Source organism: Leifsonia sp. NPDC077715 (assembly GCF_040686855.1).
Taxonomy (GTDB): domain Bacteria; phylum Actinomycetota; class Actinomycetes; order Actinomycetales; family Microbacteriaceae; genus Leifsonia.
On sequence record NZ_JBFBOG010000002.1, the window covers coordinates 371,339 to 390,803 of the forward strand.

Annotated in this window: 22 protein-coding genes; 15 read left to right on the forward strand and 7 right to left on the reverse strand. The window is 70.7% G+C overall.

Features of this window, described 5'->3' with window-relative positions; genetic code table 11:
• Positions 1-50 precede the first annotated feature (50 nt).
• Positions 51-1,139: a LacI family DNA-binding transcriptional regulator gene (locus AB0P25_RS08760; RefSeq protein ID WP_363806699.1), complete on the reverse strand. Its 1,089-nt coding sequence runs from the start codon at positions 1,137-1,139 to the stop codon at positions 51-53.
• A 187-nt stretch (positions 1,140-1,326) separates the two neighbouring features.
• On the opposite strand from AB0P25_RS08760, the gene AB0P25_RS08765 reads away from it, so the two are divergent.
• The 6 genes from AB0P25_RS08765 to AB0P25_RS08790 are packed head-to-tail and all read left to right on the forward strand — an operon-like array spanning position 1,327 to position 6,198.
• Positions 1,327-2,193: an ABC transporter substrate-binding protein gene (locus AB0P25_RS08765; protein WP_363806700.1), complete on the forward strand. Its 867-nt coding sequence runs from the start codon at positions 1,327-1,329 to the stop codon at positions 2,191-2,193.
• A 21-nt stretch (positions 2,194-2,214) separates the two neighbouring features.
• Positions 2,215-3,003, forward strand: a complete 789-nt coding sequence (locus tag AB0P25_RS08770) for an amino acid ABC transporter permease (RefSeq protein ID WP_363806702.1) — start codon at positions 2,215-2,217, stop codon at positions 3,001-3,003.
• Positions 3,000-3,770, forward strand: a complete 771-nt coding sequence (locus AB0P25_RS08775) for an amino acid ABC transporter ATP-binding protein (protein WP_363806703.1) — start codon at positions 3,000-3,002, stop codon at positions 3,768-3,770. The genes AB0P25_RS08770 and AB0P25_RS08775 overlap by 4 nt, the downstream gene beginning before the upstream one ends.
• Entirely contained in the window at positions 3,767-4,783 is a 1,017-nt protein-coding gene (locus AB0P25_RS08780; RefSeq protein WP_363806704.1) for a Gfo/Idh/MocA family oxidoreductase, read from the forward strand. Before AB0P25_RS08775 ends, AB0P25_RS08780 begins: the two co-directional genes overlap by 4 nt.
• Positions 4,784-4,788: 5 nt before the next feature.
• Positions 4,789-5,919, forward strand: a complete 1,131-nt coding sequence (locus AB0P25_RS08785; protein WP_363806706.1) for an FAD-binding oxidoreductase — start codon at positions 4,789-4,791, stop codon at positions 5,917-5,919.
• Between the two features lie 54 nt (positions 5,920-5,973).
• Positions 5,974-6,198 (forward strand): hypothetical protein, encoded by a 225-nt coding sequence (locus tag AB0P25_RS08790; protein WP_363806707.1) that lies wholly within the window; start codon positions 5,974-5,976, stop codon positions 6,196-6,198.
• 97 nt (positions 6,199-6,295) lie between these two features.
• Here AB0P25_RS08790 and AB0P25_RS08795 read toward each other — a convergent pair whose 3' ends face one another.
• The 3 genes from AB0P25_RS08795 to AB0P25_RS08805 are packed head-to-tail and all read right to left on the reverse strand — an operon-like array spanning position 6,296 to position 8,296.
• The gene (locus AB0P25_RS08795; protein ID WP_363806708.1) at positions 6,296-6,664 is read right to left on the reverse strand and encodes a hypothetical protein; all 369 of its coding nucleotides are present in this window, start codon (positions 6,662-6,664) and stop codon (positions 6,296-6,298) included.
• A 13-nt stretch (positions 6,665-6,677) separates the two neighbouring features.
• Positions 6,678-7,901, reverse strand: a complete 1,224-nt coding sequence (locus tag AB0P25_RS08800; RefSeq protein ID WP_363806709.1) for an Mbeg1-like protein — start codon at positions 7,899-7,901, stop codon at positions 6,678-6,680.
• Positions 7,898-8,296 carry a hypothetical protein gene (locus AB0P25_RS08805; protein ID WP_363806710.1) on the reverse strand — a complete coding sequence of 133 codons (399 nt, stop codon included), beginning with the start codon at positions 8,294-8,296 and terminating at the stop codon, positions 7,898-7,900. Before AB0P25_RS08805 ends, AB0P25_RS08800 begins: the two co-directional genes overlap by 4 nt.
• A gap of 79 nt (positions 8,297-8,375) precedes the next feature.
• Between AB0P25_RS08805 and AB0P25_RS08810 the strand changes: the two genes are divergently transcribed.
• Genes AB0P25_RS08810 through AB0P25_RS08820 form a run of 3 tightly spaced genes read left to right on the forward strand, consistent with a single transcriptional unit; the run spans position 8,376 to position 9,929 of the window.
• Complete coding sequence (locus AB0P25_RS08810) at positions 8,376-9,008, forward strand: HAD-IA family hydrolase (RefSeq protein ID WP_363806711.1); 633 nt, start codon at positions 8,376-8,378, stop codon at positions 9,006-9,008.
• A 43-nt stretch (positions 9,009-9,051) separates the two neighbouring features.
• On the forward strand, positions 9,052-9,699 hold the full coding sequence (locus AB0P25_RS08815; RefSeq protein WP_363806712.1) for an alpha/beta fold hydrolase: 648 nt from the start codon (positions 9,052-9,054) through the stop codon (positions 9,697-9,699).
• A gap of 17 nt (positions 9,700-9,716) precedes the next feature.
• Positions 9,717-9,929, forward strand: coding sequence for a hypothetical protein (locus AB0P25_RS08820; RefSeq protein ID WP_363806713.1), 213 nt, complete (start codon positions 9,717-9,719; stop codon positions 9,927-9,929).
• 7 nt (positions 9,930-9,936) lie between these two features.
• On the opposite strand, the gene AB0P25_RS08825 is transcribed toward AB0P25_RS08820, so the two are convergent.
• Both AB0P25_RS08825 and AB0P25_RS08830 read right to left on the reverse strand, forming a co-directional pair.
• Positions 9,937-10,374, reverse strand: a complete 438-nt coding sequence (locus AB0P25_RS08825) for a hypothetical protein (RefSeq protein ID WP_363806715.1) — start codon at positions 10,372-10,374, stop codon at positions 9,937-9,939.
• Positions 10,371-11,390 (reverse strand): glycoside hydrolase family 6 protein, encoded by a 1,020-nt coding sequence (locus AB0P25_RS08830; RefSeq protein ID WP_363806716.1) that lies wholly within the window; start codon positions 11,388-11,390, stop codon positions 10,371-10,373. The genes AB0P25_RS08825 and AB0P25_RS08830 overlap by 4 nt, the downstream gene beginning before the upstream one ends.
• A gap of 229 nt (positions 11,391-11,619) precedes the next feature.
• Here AB0P25_RS08830 and AB0P25_RS08835 point away from each other — a divergent pair, with 229 nt between their 5' ends.
• Genes AB0P25_RS08835 through AB0P25_RS08845 form a run of 3 tightly spaced genes read left to right on the forward strand, consistent with a single transcriptional unit; the run spans position 11,620 to position 14,042 of the window.
• Positions 11,620-12,090 carry a hypothetical protein gene (locus AB0P25_RS08835; RefSeq protein WP_363806718.1) on the forward strand — a complete coding sequence of 157 codons (471 nt, stop codon included), beginning with the start codon at positions 11,620-11,622 and terminating at the stop codon, positions 12,088-12,090.
• A gap of 32 nt (positions 12,091-12,122) precedes the next feature.
• Entirely contained in the window at positions 12,123-13,304 is a 1,182-nt protein-coding gene (locus AB0P25_RS08840; RefSeq protein ID WP_363806719.1) for a lipase family protein, read from the forward strand.
• A gap of 27 nt (positions 13,305-13,331) precedes the next feature.
• Positions 13,332-14,042, forward strand: coding sequence for a helix-turn-helix domain-containing protein (locus AB0P25_RS08845; protein WP_363808044.1), 711 nt, complete (start codon positions 13,332-13,334; stop codon positions 14,040-14,042).
• A 57-nt stretch (positions 14,043-14,099) separates the two neighbouring features.
• On the opposite strand, the gene AB0P25_RS08850 is transcribed toward AB0P25_RS08845, so the two are convergent.
• Positions 14,100-15,992 carry an FAD-binding monooxygenase gene (locus AB0P25_RS08850; protein WP_363806720.1) on the reverse strand — a complete coding sequence of 631 codons (1,893 nt, stop codon included), beginning with the start codon at positions 15,990-15,992 and terminating at the stop codon, positions 14,100-14,102.
• 131 nt (positions 15,993-16,123) lie between these two features.
• On the opposite strand from AB0P25_RS08850, the gene AB0P25_RS08855 reads away from it, so the two are divergent.
• The 3 genes from AB0P25_RS08855 to AB0P25_RS08865 are packed head-to-tail and all read left to right on the forward strand — an operon-like array spanning position 16,124 to position 19,465.
• Entirely contained in the window at positions 16,124-16,771 is a 648-nt protein-coding gene (locus AB0P25_RS08855) for a DUF1345 domain-containing protein (RefSeq protein ID WP_363806721.1), read from the forward strand.
• A 58-nt stretch (positions 16,772-16,829) separates the two neighbouring features.
• On the forward strand, positions 16,830-18,137 hold the full coding sequence (locus AB0P25_RS08860) for an O-acetylhomoserine aminocarboxypropyltransferase/cysteine synthase family protein (protein WP_363806723.1): 1,308 nt from the start codon (positions 16,830-16,832) through the stop codon (positions 18,135-18,137).
• Positions 18,138-18,145: 8 nt separating this feature from the next.
• Positions 18,146-19,465 carry an LLM class flavin-dependent oxidoreductase gene (locus AB0P25_RS08865; RefSeq protein WP_363806724.1) on the forward strand — a complete coding sequence of 440 codons (1,320 nt, stop codon included), beginning with the start codon at positions 18,146-18,148 and terminating at the stop codon, positions 19,463-19,465.

Here is a 19,465-nt window from a genome sequence, read left to right on the forward strand (position 1 = left end):
GGTCGTTATGAGGGAGCCACAACGCACATTCGGCACGAATCCGCGGCGCGTCAGGGGGCGGGGAGGCGCGCGGGGACCGGCGGGGGCGCGACGGACGCGCGGCGCACGAGGCCCGCGTCGAAGACGACGGCCGCGTCATCGACCCGCTCGCCGCTGATGCGCTGCAGCGCGAGGCGCGCGGCGGCCGCGCCCAGCTCGTAGATGGGCTGTTCGACCACGGTGAGCGGAGGTGTGGTGATGCCGGTCCACTCCGGGTTGTCGAACGCGATGAGCGACACGTCGTCCGGGATGCGGAGCCCGAGGGTGCGGATGGTCTGGAACACCGTCATCGCGATGAGGCTGTCCGACGCGATCACGGCGGTCGCCGGGTCGGGGCCGGTGAGCAGTTCCCGCGCCACCGCATCCACTCCGCGGCGGCGGGCGTCGAGCCGGATGTTGCGCTCCGGCGCGGGGATGCCCGCGTCGGTCAGCGCCTCCATGACACCGGCGACGCGGTCCGCGACGCTCGACATCGTGATGGTCTCTCCGGGCACGTAGACCCCGGCCGGGTGGTCGTGGGTCGAGAGGAACGCGATGCGGCGGTGACCCTCTGCGAGCAGTTCCGCCGTGGCCCGCGCCGCCGCTGTTCGGTTGTCGACGGTGACGGAGTCGTAGCGTCCGTCCTGGTCGCGCCGGTCGAGCAGCACGAGCGGGCGGCCGGCGGCCCCGGCGTTCGCCAGGTGGGCCACGCGGGCCGAGGATGCCGGCGCCACGATCAGCGCGTCCACCTGCTTGTCGAGGAGCAGGTCCACCGCCGCTTCCTCGGCGTCCACGTCCTCATCCGAGTTGGTGAGGATGACGTCGTACCCGGCCTTGCTGGCGACGTCGGAGATGCCGCGCATGGCGTGGGCGAAGAACGGGTTCTCGATGTCGCCGACGACCACGCCGATCGTGTTCGAGCGGCCGGTGTTCATCGAGCGGGCCAGCGCGTTCGGGCGGTAGTTGAGCTCTTCGGCAGCTGTCAGCACGCGCGACCGGACGGCGTCGCTCACCTGCCCGTAGTCGCCGAGCGCGCGGGCGGCCGTCGCCTTGGAGACCTTCGCCGCGCGGGCGATGTCGGCCACCGTGACGGCGCGGCGGGACGCGGGGCGTGGGGACATTCGCTGACCCTTCCTGGTCGCGATCCCGGTGTTGACGAACCCGGGAAACGTGTTGTAGCGTCCCAGAAAACCAACTGAGACCGGTCTCAGCGTAATCGCCAGAGACCGGTCTCAGCAACCAGGAGATCGACGAGGATCGCACGTCCCCTTCCTCGCAGTCCCCGCCCCCAAACGATTGGACCCCGCAGTGAAACGACGCACCCTCCTCCGGCCGGCAGCGCTGCTCGCAGCCGCGGCCTCCGCCGCCCTGGTCCTCGCCGGCTGCAGCGCGGGCGGCGCCTCCGGCGCCTCCACCAAGGACAACCCGTACCACCTCATCGAGCCGGGCACCGTCCGCGTCGCCAGCCTCGGCGACTCCAAGCCGTACACGTTCACCGACGCGAGCGGGAACTTCACCGGCTTCGACGTCGAGCTCTTCACCGACGTGGCGAAGCGCGCCGACATCGGCAAGCCCGTCTTCACCGGCCAGGACTTCTCCGGCCTCCTCGCCGCCGTCGCGAACCACCAGTTCGACGTCGGCGTCGCCGCCATCGGCATCACCGACGAGCGCAAGAAGACGGTCGACTTCTCCGACGGCTACCTCGCCGGTTACCTGACCGTCCTCACCACGAAGACGAGCGGCATCGACTCCAAGGACGACCTGGCGGGCAAGCGCCTCGGCGTCGTGCAGGGCACCCTGCAGGAGGCGTACGCGGTCAAGAACTTCCCGAAGGCGAGCCTGGTCCGCTTCCCGGACAACAACGCGGCCGTCTCGGCGCTCAACAGCGGCTCGGTGGACGCGCACTTCCTCGACTACGAGGCCGCCAAGAGCTACATCGCGCAGTACCCGGCCCTGAAGGACGCGGACGACATCCCCTCGTTCGACGCCCCCGCCGGCTTCGCCATCGCCAAGGGCAACCCCGCCCTCAAGAACGCCCTGAACAAGGCGCTCCACGAGGCGATGGAGGACGGCACCTGGAAGAAGCTCTACCAGAAGTGGTTCCCGGGCTCGCCGATGCCCGAGCAGTACCTGCCGAAGGCGGAGCAGACCTCGACGCCGACCCCGTCGAAGTAGTCGAACCTCCAGGAGATCCCCATGGACTGGCTCACCACCATCACGCACACCTTCTTCGACATCCCGTCGATGCTGCAGGTCTTCCCACAGCTGCTGGGCGTCGGACTCGTCAACACGCTGATCATCTCGATCGCGGCGACCGTCATCGGCGTCGTGCTCGGCATGGTGGTCGCCGTCATGGGGATCTCCACCTCCCGCTGGCTGCGCATCCCCGCCCGCGTCTACACGGACATCTTCCGCGGCCTGCCGGCGATCCTCACCATCCTGCTCATCGGCCAGGGCTTCGCACGGTTCTCGCAGTCGATCTTCGGACCGTCGCCGTACCCGCTCGGCATCCTGGCGCTGTCGCTCATCGCGGCCGCGTACATCGGCGAGATCTTCCGGGCCGGCATCCAGAGCGTCGACCAGGGCCAGCTTGAGGCGTGCCGCGCGCTCGGCCTCAGCTACGCCAAGGCGATGGCGCTTGTCGTGGTGCCGCAAGGTGTCCGCCGCGTGCTTCCCGCGCTGGTGAACCAGTTCATCGCCATCGTGAAGGACTCGAGCCTCGTGTACTTCCTCGGCCTGCTGGTCGGCGAACGCGAGCTGTTCCGGGTGGGCCAGGATGCGGCGGTGCTCACCGGCAACCTGTCGCCCTTGGTGCTCGCCGGACTGTTCTATCTGGTCATCACCGTGCCGCTCACCCACCTCGTCAACTACTTCGACAACCGGTTCCGCACCGGTCGCCGCAAGCCGGCGCCGCCGAAGAGCGGACTGGACGAGCTGGACGAGGTCCAGCCGCCCGCGCCGATCACCCTCGGGAGCAACACATGACGTACACCTCGCCCCTGCCCGCCCAGACGGTCCCGGAGTTCACGAGCTCCTCGCTCGAGCTGGTCGATCTGACCATGGCCTACGGCGATATCGACGTGCTCCGCGGCGTGTCGATCTCGGTCCCGGCCGGCACCACGACCTGCATCATCGGGCCCTCGGGGTCGGGCAAGTCGACGATGCTGCGCGGCATCAACCGGCTGCACGAGCCGAAGAGCGGCGATGTCCGCCTCGCCGGCGAGAGCATCCTGGGCACGAAGCCGGATGCGCTCCGCCGCCGGATCGGGCTGGTCTTCCAGCACTTCAACCTGTTCCCCGACCACACCGCTCTCGAGAACGTGATGCTGGCGCTGCGCAGCGTGAAGCGGATGCCGAAGGCGGAGGCGCGGCGGATCGCCGAGGAGCGCCTGACCGAGGTCGGCCTCGGCGAGCGGATGGACCACCGGCCGCGCGACCTCTCCGGCGGCCAGCAGCAGCGTGTCGCGATCGCCCGGGCCCTCGCCATGGAGCCGGAGGTCATGCTGTTCGACGAGGTCACGAGCGCGCTCGACCCCGAGCTCGTCAAGGGCGTCCTCAATCTCATGGCCGACCTGGGCCGCCGGGGCATGACGATGGTCGTGGTCACCCACGAGATGAACTTCGCCCGCAAGGTGGCAGACCAGGTCGTCTTCATGGACGAGGGGAAGGTGGTCGAGGCCGGCCGCCCGGAGGACCTGTTCGACCGCCCGCAGAGCCCGCGCCTGCAGCGCTTCCTGTCGGAGGTGCTGTGAGCGCCGCGCCGCTCCGCGTCGGCCTGATCGGGTACGGCGTCGCGGGGCGGGTGTTCCACGCGCCGTTCCTCGCGGCCGACCCCGCGTTCGAGCTGGCCACGGTGGTGACGTCGCAGGACGACCGGTTGGCGGCCGACCATCCGACCGCCGTCGCGGTGCCGGATGTGGACGCGCTGCTCGCACATCCCGGGCTCGACCTGGTCGTCGTGGCCTCGCCCACGCCGCTGCATGTCGCCCACGCGACAGCCGCGGTCGGCGCGGGGGTCGCGACCCTGGTGGACAAGCCGTTCGCGCCGGACGCCGCGTCCGGCCGGGCGCTGGTCGAGCGGGCCGCGGCCGCCGGCGTGCCGTTCACGGTCTTCCAGAACCGTCGCTGGGACGGCGACTTCCTCACCCTCCGCCGTCTCGTCGGCGAGGGCACGCTCGGCGACGTCCGGCGGTTCGAGTCGCGGTTCGAGTGGTGGAAGCCGTCGGCCGACGAATCCTGGAAGTCCACCACCGGCCCGGACGAGGGAGGCGGCATCCTCTTCGACCTCGGCGCGCACCTGATCGACCAGGCCCTGCTGCTGTTCGGCCCGGCCGAGGTCGCCCACGCGGAGGTCCGCAACCGCCGCGGCGGCGCCGCCGACGACGACGTGTTCGTCGTCCTGGAGCACGGGTCGGGCACGACCAGCCACCTCTGGATGAGCGCCGTCGCCCCGATCGCCGGCCCGCGGTTCCGCGCGCTCGGCTCGCGCTCCGGCTTCGTCTCCTGGGGGCTCGACCCGCAGGAGCCGCAGCTCGCCGGCGGGATGCGCCCCGGCGACCCCCGCCTCGGCCGCGCGGACTCTCCCGCCCGCCTCGGCACCGACGCGCACCCCGACGAGGTGCCGCTCACCCCCGGCGACTACGCCGACTTCTACCGGCAGCTCGCCGCCGCCCTCCGCGACGGCGCACCCCTTCCGGTCGACCCGCTGGACAGCCTCGCGGTCCTCGACCTGATCGACACCATCCACTCGCAGAACCGAAAGTGAGCACCATGACCGCCACATCCATCCGTTCCCGCGTCGTCGTCATCGGCGGCGGCGTGCTCGGCGTCTCGACCGCCACCCAGCTGGTCCGCCAGGGCGCCGAGGTGACCCTGCTCACCGAAGGCGAGCTGGCCAGCGGCGCGAGCGGCCGCTCCCTCTCCTGGCTGAACACCGCAGGCCTGCGCTCGCCGGAGTACCACGCGCTGCGCCAGCTCGGCATCGACCGCTACCGCACCCTTGCGGCCCGCGAGGACGTTTCGGCGTTCCTCCGCTTCGACGGCGGCCTGACCTGGGCGCCGGAGGGCGAGAGCTTCCGCCCGATCATCGAGCACGAGCGCAGCATCGGATACGACGCCCAGTGGGTCACCGCCGACGAGGTCGCCTCGGTGACGCCCGGTGTCGACCCCGCCGCGATCGCATCCGAGGGCGCGATCTTCAACCCGGGCGAGGGATGGGTCGACCTCCCGTCGCTCATCCAGCACCTCGCCGCGGAGTTCACCGCGCGCGGCGGCTCATTGATCACGGGCGCCGGCCACGTCGAGGTCGTGGTCGAGGACGGCCGCGCGGTCGGCGCCGTCGCCGCCGACGGCCGCCGCTTCGACGCCGACGCCGTTCTGCTCGCCACCGGCCCGGGCGTCCCGGCCCAGGTCGCCGAGCACGGCGTCGCGATCGAGGACGGCAGCCCGGCAGCGCTCCTCGTCTGGACCAAGCCGGTCGAGACGCAGCTCACCGCCGTGCTGAACACCCCGGACGTCGCCGTGCGCCCGACGCCCTCCGGCGCGCTGGCACTCGACTCGGCGTGGTCGGAGGAATCCCTGATCGTGGGCGACGACGGCTCCATCACCGTCCCCGACGGCATCGTGGACCGGCTGCTGGTGGAGGCGTCCCGCGTCCTCGCCGGCAACCCGACCCTCGAGCTGGACGGCTTCGGCATCGGCGGGAAACCCATCCCGGGCGACGGCGAGCCGGTGCTCGGCGAGCTCGAGCAGATCGACGGCTACTTCGTGGCCTTCACGCACAGCGGCGCGACGCTCGGCTTGATCGCCGGGGAGCTGCTGGCGCGCGAGATCGTGACCGGTGAGAAGTCGCCGCTGCTCGAGACGTTCCGTCCCGCGCGGTTCTCTGCCGCGCTGGTGTGAAGGGTGCGGAGGGGGCAGGTGGGATGGCCCCCTCCGCGTTTCCTGTTCCTATTCGTGTCGCTGTTCAAGGAAGCGGTCGCGCTCGCGTTCGTGCTGGAACCGCATGTCGTCGTCTTCCTCCTCGAAGCGGGCGATGACTCGCCCCGCTTCCCAGACGTTCTCATCGACTCGGTCGGCGACCGCCTGAAGCTCGGCCCGGAACCCGGGCGCATCCGCGACTCCTGCGAGGATGCGAGCCGAGCGAAATCCTCTTGCAGCCGCGTCATCTGCGAGCGGTAGTGGGCCACGCACTCCTCGGCGAGCTCCATCCGGTGTCGAGCGTCTGCTGACTCCTGGTCCTGGGCGTCTTCGAGCTCGCGAAGCGATCGGTACTCGGTCATGTGATGCTGTTCACTCCCGGGGTGTAATCGAGGTCCTTCGTGATCATGTCGAGACCTTTGTCGATTGCTTCGGCGACAGCGCCGGACAGCACAGCCTTGCCGACCCGTGCGCCCGTCAAGCTGAGCCCGAGCTCCGCAGTGAGGGCTTCGGCCCGCATCCAGGCACCCGACCGGACGAGCGCGTTGCGACCATGCACCATCGGCGGCAGGGCTGAGTGCAGCAACCCGACGGCGGCGTTGTGGAGGAGCGCGTCGATCGCCGCCCTCGCTGCCTCCGCCGTACTCTCCAGGCCCTTCTCGATGCCTGCGATGGCATCGGCGAGGTTGCCGGGCACCTGGTGTGCTCGATAGGAGGTGTAGCTCACGTGATCCAGTTCCCTAGTGGCCGATGAAGGTCGACGCCCACTGGGCGTCCTGTCGGACCGCGTTGTCGGCTGCGTGGACGATCCCAGTGGTCAACTTCTGCACGGCCCGTTGATGGCTGTCGATGCGCCGGTTCACGGCCGCGACCGCATCCTCGTCCACGTTGTCCTCAACGCGCAGGCGCTGCACGATCACGCACTCTTCGATGTCCCTAGCAGTGATGAACGGGATGCCGGAGACGGTGCGTTGAGCATCCTCGAGACCCTCCCGCAGCTCGGGGATGAGGCTCGTGTTGATGTCCTTCAGGCCGCTGAGCAGGTCGGACGCGCCCGCAATGCGGGCGGCCAAGGAGGACGCGACCAGGGTGTCCATGGCGACCAACGTCGCCGAGACCGCCTGGGCAACGGAGCGGCCGACTCCGGGCATCTGCAGGACGCCCAGGGTGCCGGCCAGCATCACCGCCATCGGCTCCCGGTACAGCGTCGGAACGGAGTCCAGGAGGTTCCGCGTGATCTCGAGGGTGCTCCGCCCTTTCGCTCCGGAGCCGGAGATGGAGCCGTCCGGGTTGAAGTGGAAGCCGCTCGAGACGTTGTGATACTCGAAAGCGCCTCGGCCGGGCGCGTCACGCACATAACAGGCCGCGCCGGTGCCATTGCCGTACGAGTTCCCGACGGCGTCCCACTCGTTGACGTAGTTCACGAGAGGCTTCTTCCCTTCGGCGATCATCTGCGTGATCCACGCTTGCGCCTCTGGGGAGAGCATGTCCCAGGGGTCCGGGCCATTGAACGACGTGGCGGGCAGGTGCAGTTCTCCGCCGGCGTACAACGCGAGAAATCCGCCCAGGGAGTGCCCGACGAGCGATAGGTCCGCCTCCGGATACTTTGCGCGAACCTTCTCGGCGTAGGCCTTCGCCTGCTCGGCCTGGGCGGCGGCCGTCTGCCCGCCGACGACCAGCTGGAGATCGGTGTTGATGTCTGCGCGGTGGCTGGGGTTGGTGCCGGCGAACGCGACGAAGACGTGGGAGAGGTCCGGCTGCTTATTCGGCAGAATGGGTGCGATCGCCGCGGCTTGGAAGCCGGAGACAGGGTCGGTGATGGGGCGCGGATCGCCGAGGAAGACGTACTTCGGGTTCTCCGGGGGTATTTTGCTGCCCGCCCCTGACGGTGGATCGTTTCCCCACGCGGGGTCGAGTTCGTACACCGCTTGAGCGATGTCGCCGCGATCCTTGTCTGTCGTCACTCGATCAACCCCTTCGAATCGTCGCTGTAGATGACGGTTACAGGTCCGGGGCCGGGGCCCGGCGGAACGGTGGGTAGACCTTCGCCTAAGGAGAGCGATGTGCCCAGAACCTCGTCGTAGTTCTTTCCGGCGATAGTGACGACGGCGTACGCGGACCAGTTCCCACTGCCCTTGACGCTTCCTTCTGCCATGAATCTGATGGACTCGAGTTCGGGGTGCGGGTAGTCCTTGATGAACTCCGCAGCGACCTTCTTCTGGTTCGCCAGATTGCCTTCCGTCGAAAGCTGCTGATTCATCGGTACTCCCAAGATCGAACACGCGCTCGTGCCGGTGGTCACGACGAGGGCGACGTAAACCACGGCGACCAGCCGGACCAGCGATGAGCGGACTCGCATAAGTCGAGGTTACTGATGTACGTATTTGTATGTCAATAATGGTGATCGCGGCGACGCACCGTCTCGTACACTCGAACTCGTGCACGAGATCGCCGCCGCCGGCTTCCTGTTCGACATGGACGGCACGCTGGTCGACTCCACCGCCGTCGTCGAGCACGTGTGGACCGAGTTCTGCCGCCGTCACGGACTCGACCCGGTCGAATTGCTCGCGTTCGCACACGGGCGCCAGGCCGGCGACACCATCGCGCACTTCCTCCCGCAGCTGTCCGAGGCCGAGCGCGCGCAGCTCGCGGCCGGACTCGTCGCCGAGGAGCTGACGCGCACGGACGGGATCGTCGAGATCCCCGGCGCGGGGGCCTTCCTGACGGCGCTTGCGGACGACGGCGCACGGATCGCGGTGGTCACCAGCGCCCCGCACGACCTCGCGGTGACCCGGATGCGCGCTGCGGGCATCCTCGTCCCGGCCCTGCTCGTGGCCGCCGAGGACGTCGAGCGCGGCAAACCCGACCCGCAGGGGTATCTGCTCGCCGCCGCACGGCTCGGCGTGCCGATCGGGGAGTGCGTCGTGTTCGAGGATGCGGAGGCCGGGCTGACCGCGGCCGTCGCGTCCGGTGCCCGCGTGGTCGTCGTGGGCGGCCACGAGTCCGCCCTCACCGCCGGGCTACCCCGGCTTCGCGACTACGCCGGTCTGAAGGCGGTCGTCGCCTCCTGATCGGAGCATTGTGCCGGCCCATCCTGGCGCGCATGATCGCTGTATGAGCACCAGGAGCGCTCCCCGCAGGCTGCCGCGACGTCCCGCGTCCGGCCTCGCGGAGCGCTGGACGACGGTCGACGGCGTCGACGTCTTCTACCGGGAGTCGGTGAGCCCGCCCGACGCCCCGGCGATGATGCACGTGCACGGTTTCGGCCTGTCGGGGCGGTACCTCCTCCCGACGGCTGAGCGGCTGGCGGACGACTTCCACACGCTCGTTCCCGACCTGCCCGGGTTCGGCCGAAGCGGCCGCGCGCCGCACGGGCTCGACATCCCCGACCTCGCGCATGCGGCCGCCCGGTTCCTCGACGACCGCGGGATCGAGAAGGTCACGCTGGTCGGCAACTCGATGGGATGCCCGGTCATCCTGGAGTTCGCCCACCACTACCCGGAACGGATCGAGCGCGCGGTGCTCGTGTCGCCCGCCGGCGGGGTGCACAACCAGCCGCTGCGGCGCGCCGTCGGGCAACTCTCGCGCGACGGTGTCCGGGAGCCGCCCCGCATGGTCACCGTCGCCGCTCCCGATTACCTGCGATTCGGGGTGCCGAGCACGGTGAGGATGTTCCGCGCGCTCACGCAGTACCCGTCGCTGTCACGGTTGCTCGACCTCCGCATCCCGACCCTCGTCGTCGTGGGCGAGCGCGACCCGTGATGCCGCACCACCAACGGGTGCGCGAGATCGCCCAGCAGACGGACAACCACGTCCTGCTGGTCGCGATCGAGGGAGCCGCACACGCGATCAACTTCAGCCACCCGGGTGAGCTGGCGCACGTCATCCGGCTGTTCATGGCCGATCAGCCGATCGTCGACGACCCGGATTCGCCCGGTCATGCGCGGCTGTGGGAGGTGCATCGCAGCCCGAAGCTGCCACCCGCCAGGTGAGCCGGGTTCACCGACCGCAGATCGTGCTGCGCACCCAGGCGTCCGCATCCTGCGGGGCGAGCTCGCCCGACCGGACGAGACGCACGAAGTCGAGCGCGTGATCGGTGAGCCGGCCATCTGCCGTGTCGGGCGCGTCCCGGCCGACGTGGATGGACAGCCAGCGCGTCAGGCGCGGGCCGATGCGCGCGGCGACGGCGACGATCCCGGCGAAGTGCCGCGCCTGACCGTCGGTGCCGTCGTCGACGTGCCGGCGGAATCCGCGACCGCGGATGCGGTTGGACCCGCCGCGTCCGGCGTCGAGCGGCCAGAGCGCGCCCCGCCGGACCCCCGCGACCTCATGGCCGAGCCGGCGAAGGAACTCCCGCGGGTCGGAGGTGCGGGCGGCGAGGCGCGAGCAGGCGTCGGCGAGCTCGGCGCAGCCGTCGACGCCCGTCCCGGCGCTCACGGCGTGCCTCCGGTGATCAAAGCCTCCGCCCCGGCCTGCCACCAGACGCCGGCCGCCGGGCCGCCGTTGCACGTGCCGTCGCTGACGCCGGGATGCTTCACCCAGAGCAGCGCGTCGAGCCGGGTGTCGCCGCCCTCGGTGACCTCCGGATCCTGGCCGAGCTTCGCACGGGAGGGATTGCACCAGGTGCCGGTCCAGCCGTTGCTGTTGCGGGACACGTCGATCACGTAGTGCTTCCAGCCGATCTTCGACGACAGCTTGCCCGCGTAGTCGCGCTCGCTCTGCGTCTTGTCGAAGTTGGAGACGTTGGTGAAGAAGCCGTGCGCCTTGTCCACGCCGGCCTTCTCGAGCCACGCGGCCTGCGCGGACGGGGAGAGCCACCGGGCGTTCCCGCCGTCGAGGTAGGTGGCGACTCCCGCCGACTCCAGGATGCCGACCGATGCCTTGAGCAGGGGCAGCCGTACCTCGGCCGAGCCGTCGCACTTCTTGTCTGCGAGCATCCCGAGCGAGTCCGGTTCCAGCAGCACGACCGAGTGGCTGCCGCGGAGCGTGGCCGCCATGGTGCGGATCCACGGCAGGTACTGATCGGCGGCGAGGCCGCCCTTCGAGTAGCCGCCGCAGTCGCGGTTCGGGATGGCGTACGCCACGAACACGGCCGTCGCACCCTGCTTCTTCGCGTCGGCGATGTCGTTGGTCAATTCGGTCACCAACCGGTCGCCCACGAACCACTCGCCGAGCCAGACGGCGGTCGGGACCGCGGCGATCCTGCTCGCGATGAGCGCGCCCTCGGTGTCTCCCTGCTGCTCCAGGCGCTTCGCAGCGGCGGCCGCCTCGGTGTTGGGGTCGAGGTACAGCTGTGAGGATGCGAAGGCACGTGGGCTCGCGCTCGCCGTCGGCGAGGGCGAGGGCGTGGCGGCGACCGGGGCGGACGACGGTCGCGTGACCCCGAAGACGACCCCGGCCGCAATGATGACGGCGGCCACCACGAGGGCCGCGACGACGATCGGTCTGCGCATGCCATTCCCCGTTCCGTGCCGCTTCGGAAGCCACACCATAACAGCGCCGGGTGCGCGGTATCCGTGTCGCCCGAATTGGGGTACAAGACCGTGTCCTCCAAATGACCCACAGACCGAACTTTCTGGCTATGCTCGCGTCTGTCACACCCGAGTTACTCCCTTGAGCCCTGCGTCGCCGGACCCGAACCCCGGCCCGCAGGAGAACCCGAACTGCTGCAAAGGACGTATCGTGCACACCACCTCCTACAATCACGCCCACGACAAGGCGCAGCTGCTCGCGCGCCGCCACGAGCGCGACCTGCACTGGGCGAAGGAGCGCCGCCGCCAGCACGAGCGGGAGACCGCCGAGGCGCGCGCCGTGCTCGCGGCGCACCCGCTGCGTCTGGCCCGCGCGACCCTGTGGACGACCGGCGTGCTGCTCGCGGCGGTCGCCGGTGCCTGGGTGGCCGCGCTCGCGCTGCTCCCGGCCGGCTGGGTGGGGATCGTCGACATGACCGCTACCGCGGTCGCCGTCGTCGTGCTGCTCGGCGCGACCATCGGCCTCGGCCGCGTGCGGTCGCGGCGTGCGGCCGCCCGTGCGCTGCTGCGCTCGCGAGAGGCGCGGCTGTCGCACACGCAGTTCCACATCCACGAGAGCGTCCACTCGTTCATCGACGCCCGCGTGGACGTGGTCAACACGCGCCAGACCGTCTCGGCCTGACGCGCCCGTCACGCCGTGTGCGACCATGGCGTGTGCGGATCCGGGGGAGGGGACGGCGCGTCGGCGTCGCGTTGATCGCCGCGGTGCTGGCGCTGGCCGCGCTGAACGGATGCTCGCAGGCGCTCCGCGGCGAGGAGGACGTGCTCGGCCGGCCGTACATCGGCGCGTTCTACGACGACCCGCCCGCCGGCTCCGGCGCGCCGGGCACCGTCGTCCGGCAGCAGATCGCGACAGGGGCGCCGGACGGGTCGACCGCGTGGCGCATCCTGTTCCGTTCCACCGACCTGCGCGGTCGCCCCGTGCTGAACAGCGGGATGCTGGTGGTGCCCGATGGCCCCGCGCCCGCCGGCGGACGCACGATCGTCTCCTGGGCGCATCCCACCACCGGCAGCGCCGAGAAGTGCGCGCCGTCCCGTTCGGTCGACCCCTACGTGTGGATGGAGGGCCTGCCCGAGCTCCTGCAGCAGGGCTACGCAGTGGTCGCGACCGACTACACCGGGATGGGCGTTCCCGGCCCGGACTCGTACCTGATCGGGGAGACGGAGGGTCGTAACGTCCTGGACGCCGCTCGCGCCGCCCGTGGGCTGCTCGGCGCCGCGGCGAGCGACCGGCTGCTGCTGTGGGGTCACTCGCAGGGAGGTCAGGCGGCCCTGTTCGCCGCCCAGCTGCAGCCGGACTACGCGCCGGAGCTCGATCTGCGGGCCGTCGCGGTCGCCGCCCCGGCGACCGATCTCGCGGCGCTGCTGCGCGCGGACATCGGCGACGTGTCCGGCGTGAGCATCGGCTCGTACGCGTTCTCCGCCTACGCGCAGGTCTACGGCGCGGCGCTCGACAGCATCCTGACGCCGGCGGCTATCGCCGCGCTGCCCGTCATGAACGACTTCTGCCTGATCACACAGAACAGTGCGTTGCACCGGATCGCCCAGCCGCTGGTCGGTCGCTTCGTGACCGGGGACCCGGGCGTCATCGAGCCCTGGTCGGACCTCCTCGCAGCGAACACGCCAGGGGCGGTGCCGCTTCCGGTGCCGGCGCTGGTGGCACAGGGGCTGGTCGACAAGCTGGTCCGGCCCTCGGCGACGGCCGCCTTCGTCGCGCACGAGAAGCAGCTCGGCGTCGACGTCACGTACGACGCCGTCCCGGGGGCGACGCACGGGACGATCGCGGACAAGGCGCTTCCCGCCGTGCTGGCGTTCTTCTCGGCGCACGACGGGTGACGTTTCTATAATCGAACAGTGCCCCCCATCGACGACGGCGCCGGGACGACCGCGCCCCCGCTGCAGACGCTGTCCCGCGGCATCCGGATGCTCGAATTGCTCGCCGACGCCGGGGAGCCGTTGAGCATCCCGGCCATCGCCTCCCGGCTGGGCCTGCATCGCTCCATCGCTTACCGCATCCTGCGCACGCTCGAGGACCATGGGCTGGTCGTGCGCGACGCGGCGGGCGCGGTCGAGCTCGGGCCGCGGATGGCGACGCTGGCCCGAGCGGTCTCGCGCGACCTGCAGGCGGCCGCCCTTCCGCAGCTGACGGCCGTGGCGAACGAGCTGAGCATGACGGCGTTCCTCGCGGTGCTCGACCGGCACGACGTGGTGACCCTGGTGACCGTGGAGCCGACGCACGCGCACGCGAGTGTGGCGCAGCGTCCCGGCACGCGGCATCCGCTCGCGTCGGGGGCGCCCGGCATCGCCATCCAGTCCGTGCTCACCGAGGCGCAGTGGGGGATGCTGCCCGGCGAGCACGCGCGGGACGAGGCGGCGGAGGCCCGCTCGCGCGGCTACGCGACGAGCCACGACGAGGTGATCGTCGGCCTGGCGTCGGTGGCCGTGCCGGTGCAGACGCCGGGTCAGCCGGTCGCGGCACTCGCCGTCGTGTACGTGGCGAGCGATGTGGACACAGCGCGGCTCGGCGCACGGCTGCGGGACGCGGCGGCGGCGATCGAGGCCGACCTGCGCTGACGTCCGACCGATCCCGGCGGCGGTTGGTCGCGAGACAGTCCGCTGCGCGGCTGAGCCTCACCCCGCCAGCGCTGCGCTCCGCAGGATGGGACGGAAGAACGCCGCCAGCTGGTCTGTCGCGGTGAGCGGCAGGACGTGCGCCACGTACTGGTCCGGCCGGACCACGACGATCGCACCTCCGCGGTCGATGCCGCGCTCGGCGAAGATGTCGTGCGCGGGGTCGGCGGCGTAGACCTTCTCGTAGTCGATCAGCTCGAACGGTCCGACGCGCGGCAGGAACAGCGTCGGCACGACGCCGAGGTCGATCGCGGTGTGGTCCTGCTGGTAGATCACCTTCACGTCGAACCACGCGTCCGGATCGGCGCCCTCGGGCGTCGCGGCGAGGGGCGAGTCGGGGGAGGATGACATCCACTCGGCGAGGTCGGCGACGCGCGACGGAGCCCCGGCGGCGGCCTCGTCGGCGAACACGTAGATCCGCCACCGGCCGTCGGCCCGAGCGTGGTGGCCGAGGTGCACCGGGTTGCCGTCGCAGACGCGCTCGACGGGCGCCGACTTGAAGCGCTTGCCGACCGGGAAGCCGGTCGCCAGCTCCTGGTGCGACGCCTCGCCGACGATCAGCGACGGCGCGTACTGCGTCATGAAACCGGCCGGGAACTCGGCGGTGCGGACGTAGAAGTCCTCGAGCTCCGACGGGCTGGCGAACTCCTCCGGCTTCTTCGCCATGAGGGTCGACCACTCCTTGTCGAAGTCGATGAGGTCCTTCGCGACGACCTGCCGTTCGGCGGAGTAGGTGGCGAGCAGACCTTCGGGCGCGCGCCCGTCGAGCACGTGGCCGAGCTTCCAGCCGATGTTGAAGCCGTCCTGCATCGAGACGTTCATGCCCTGGCCGGCCTTCGCGCTGTGGGTGTGGCAGGCGTCGCCGGTGATGAAGACGCGCGGGGTGCGCATCCCGAGCTCGTCGGGCAGCACGTCGTCGAAGCGGTCGGTGAGCCGGTGGCCGACCTCGTAGACGCTGTGCCAGGCGACGTCCCGGACGTCGAGCGTGTACGGGTGCAGGATGTCGTTGGCCTTCTGGATGATCTGCTCGATGGTGGTGGATCGGATGGCTCGGTTGTCCCCGGCCTGCACCTCGCCGAGGTCGACGTACATGCGGAACAGGTAGCCGCCCTCGCGCGGGATGAGCAGGATGTTGCCCGCCTCCGACTGGATGGAGCACTTGGTGCGGATGTCGGGGAAGTCCGTGACCGCCAGCACGTCCATGACGCCCCAGGCGTGGTTGGCCGAGTCGCCGGCGAGGTGGCAGCCGATCGCCTCGCGGACCCTGCTGCGTGCGCCGTCCGCGCCCACGACGTACTTCGCGTGCACGACACGTTCTGCGCCCTCGTCGGGTCCGGCGGTGCGCCGAAGGGTGACCGCGACCGGATGCTCCCCGTCGCCCACCGCGAGGCTCACGAACTCGTACCCGTAGTCCGGCGTGAGCCGCGACGGGGAGTTCGCGGCGACCTCGGCGAAGTAGTCGAGCACGCGCGCCTGGTTGACGATGAGGTGCGGGAACTCGCTCACGCCGGTGGGGTCGTCCACCGGGCGCGCCGTGCGGACGATGCGGGACGGGTCGGCCGGGTCCGGCTTCCAGAACGCCATCTCGGTGATGCGGTAGGCCTCGGCGATGATCCGCTCGGCGAAGCCGAACGCCTGGAACGTCTCGACGCTGCGCGCCTGGATGCCGTCCGCCTGCCCGATGGCGAGGCGGCCAGGCCGGCGCTCGACGAGCCGGGTGACGACCCCGGGGAACTGGGCGAGCTGGGCGGCAGCGATCATGCCCGCGGGGCCGGAGCCGACGATGAGCACGTCGACTTCGTCGGGCAGTTCGTCGGGGCGGTCGATCCCGGTGCCCTCCGGCTCGTGGATGCGCGGGTCGCCGGAGACGTAGCCGTGGTGGTGGAACTGCACGGGGTCCTCACTTCGTCGTAAGTCGTTCGTTCACTATGCGAACGCCGTGTTCGCATATCGATGAGGGAAGTGTAGCAGCGTCACGATCGGCGCACCCGGTGCGTCTTCAGGGAGTGGCTCTCCTCCGACGCGTGCTCCTGCATGCGACCCTCACTGCAAACCTCGCCGTCCAGCTCGCGCTGGCCGCTCTCGGCGTCGCCGTCGGCCTCGAACCGACCGCCGAGGCGACCATCACGCTCCTCGCCTGGTGGTCGGGGGCGGCGTGCGTCTACCTCGTGTGCGTAGTGATCGCGGTCACGCTCACGTCCCGCTCGCCACGCACGAAGCCGACCGCGGCCGTGCCGGCGATCTACCGCGGACGCTGCGCCCAGGTGATCGGTGCGGGTTCGACCGTCCTGGCCAGCCTGTGCGGCGTCACGGGATCGGTCCAGGTGACGTGGCGGTACGCCGATGCCACCGTCGATGCCATCGGGGACCTCGTCGGCGTGGCCGCCATGCTGCTGTCCTGGGCCTTGTTGCACTGGGGCTACGCGCAGTTCTACTACCGGCGGTACCACCGCGCGCCGCGCTCCGTCCTCGCGTTCCCGGAGACGCCGACGCCGCGGCTGAGCGACTTCGTCTACTTCGCCTTCACCGTCGGCACCTCCTTCGCCACCTCTGACGCAGAGGTGCTGTCCCCACGGCTGCGCTGGACTGTGACGAAGCACGCCATCCTCAGCTTCTTCTACAACGGCGCGATCATCGTGCTCGCGCTGAACACCCTCACCGCGAGCGGCTGAATCGTAGCTTTCCGCAACAGAGCGGCGGGCCGGGGATGCGGTATCGCACCATAGGGGGATGCCGGAGTTCACCACAGCCCAGGTCCACGCGGGGGAGTCCCGCGACGCCGCCCATGGCGCCCGGGTGACGCCCATCTACCTGACTGCCGGGTTCGAGTTCGAGAGCTTCGCCCAGGCCGAGGGTCGCTTCGGCGGGGATGAGGCCGGCTACACGTACAGCCGCTCGGGCAACCCGACCACGGCTGCGCTGGAACGCCGGGTCGCCGCCCTGGAGCGCGGTCGCGAGGCGATCGCCGTCGGCAGCGGACAGGCGGCTCTCACGGTCGCGGTGCTCGGACTGGTGCAAGCGGGCGACTACATCCTCTCGGCGCAGAGCATCTACTCCGGCACCCGGGGCCTGTTCGAGAACGGCCTGCGCCGGCTCGGGATCGAGATCGAGTTCGTCGACGACCCCACCGACCTCGCGGAGTGGCGGCGGCGCATCCGTCCGAACACGCGCGTGCTGTTCGGCGAGTCGATCGCGAACCCCGGCAACGAGATCCTGGACATCGAGGGCGTGGCCGCGGTCGCGCACGAGAACGGCCTGCCGCTGATCGTGGACAACACACTCGCCACCCCCTACCTGCTGCGGCCGGGCGCGCACGGCGCCGACATCGTGGTGCACTCCGCGAGCAAGTACCTCGGCGGCCACGGCTCGACCCTCGGCGGCGTCGTCGTCGACCAGGGCAGCTACGACTGGGCCACCTCCCCGTTCCCGCACCTGACCGGGCCGGACGAGTGGCTGGAGGGGTCCAGCTACGTGGAGGCGCACGGCGCAGGCGCGTACATCGCGTTCTCCCGGTCGGTCGTCGCGAGCCTGTTCGGTCCGGTGCTGTCGCCGATGAACGCGTTCCTCATCCAGCAGGGCATCGAGACGCTGTCGCTGCGCGTGCAGCGGCAGTCGGACACCGCGCTCGCCGTGGCGCGCTGGCTGGAGGCGCAGCCCGAGGTGGTGCGCGTCGACTACGCCGGGCTCCCGTCGCATCCCGCCCACGCCCTCGCGCAGCGGTACCTGCCGCGCGGCCAGGGTGCGGTGCTCGGCTTCACCCTCTCGGGCGGCACGGACGCTGCCGCGCGGTTCTACGACGCCGTCGAGCTGTTCAGCCGGATGACGCACATCGGCGACGTGCGGTCGCTCATCCTCCACCCCGCGACCACGACCCACGGCCACCTGGCCCCGGGCGTGCGCGACGAGCTCGGCATCGGCGCCGGCCTGCTGCGCCTGTCGATCGGGCTCGAGGATGCGGACGACCTGATCGAGGACCTGGCCCGCGGCCTCGCGGCGGCCGACACGATCGTGCCGGACGCGGTCGCGGCGGGACGGTAAGGAGAGACATGGCGCGCCTGCAGCATTTCGGCTGGTTCTTCAGCCGCGGGTTCGGCCCGCAGGGATGGGGCCACCCGTACTGGGACTGGGGCTACGACTGGACCCGTCCCGACCTCTACCAGCAGTCCGCCCGCGAGCTCGAGCAGGCCGGCCTCGACCTGGTCATCATCGAGGACGCCCTGTCGCTCGGCTTCCCCGAGACGCTGGACCTGCGCGTGCGCGAGGCCTACGGCGGCCCGAAGCACGACCCGCTCATGCTGTCGCCGTTCCTGCTCTCGGCCACCCGGCACCTGGGCGTCGCCCCGACGATCAACGCGGGCGCCTACCCGCCGTACGTCGCCGCGCGGCAGTTCGCCAGCCTCCACCACCTCAGCGACAACCGGCTCGGCGTGAACGTCGTCACCGACGTCGGCAGCGCCCGCCACCTCGGCCTGCCCGCGCTGTCGCACGACGCCGCCTACGACCGCGCCGAGGAGTGGCTGACCGTCATCCGCCGGCTGTGGCACAGCTGGGACGACGGCGCGCTGATCCAGGATGCGGCGACGCGGCACTTCGCGGACGGGTCGAAGATCCGGCCGTTCGAGCACGAGGGCGAGTACTTCACACTCGCCGGTCCGCTCAACGCCATCCCCTTCGCCGAGGGCGACCCGGCGATCGTCTCACCGGGCGGCTCCCCGCGCGGCATCGCGTTCGCGGGCACCCACTCGGATGTCCAGCTGGCGCTCGCGCCGCTCGACGCGGGGAGCATCCGCGACTACCGCCTCAAAGTACGCGAGGCGGCCGCGGCCGCCGGGCGCAACCCGGACGACATCAAGGTGCTCTTCGTCTTCAAGCCGGAGGTCGTGCCCAGCGACGAGGAGGGGCGTCGCGTCGTCGAGGCGTCGAAGCATCCCACCGACGAGGAGCTGTACCGGGCGCTCGCCGGCCAGTCCAGCGACCTCGAGACCGACCTCACCGTGCTGTCGCTGGACGAGCCGTTCGACGTCTCGATCTTCGGCGACCACGTCTCGCAGGGCAGCATCAAGGGCCTCTTCGGCAAGCAGGGCATCCGCGAGGGCGTCACGCTGCGCGAGCTGATCGCGCCGAAGGTGGTCAAGGGCCGCATCGCGGACCGCGCGGGATTCGTCGGAACGGCCGAGCAGATCGCCGACTTCATCGAGGAGGTCGGGGACGAGGCCGACAACGACGGCTTCATATTCTCGGGCGACCTGCACCCGGTGACGCTGCACCGCTACCTGGACGAGCTGGTCCCCGTCCTGCGGCGGCGCGGGATCCTGCGCCGCGAGTTCGGCGACGGCGGCATCCGCGCCAACCTCTCGGACTTCTGA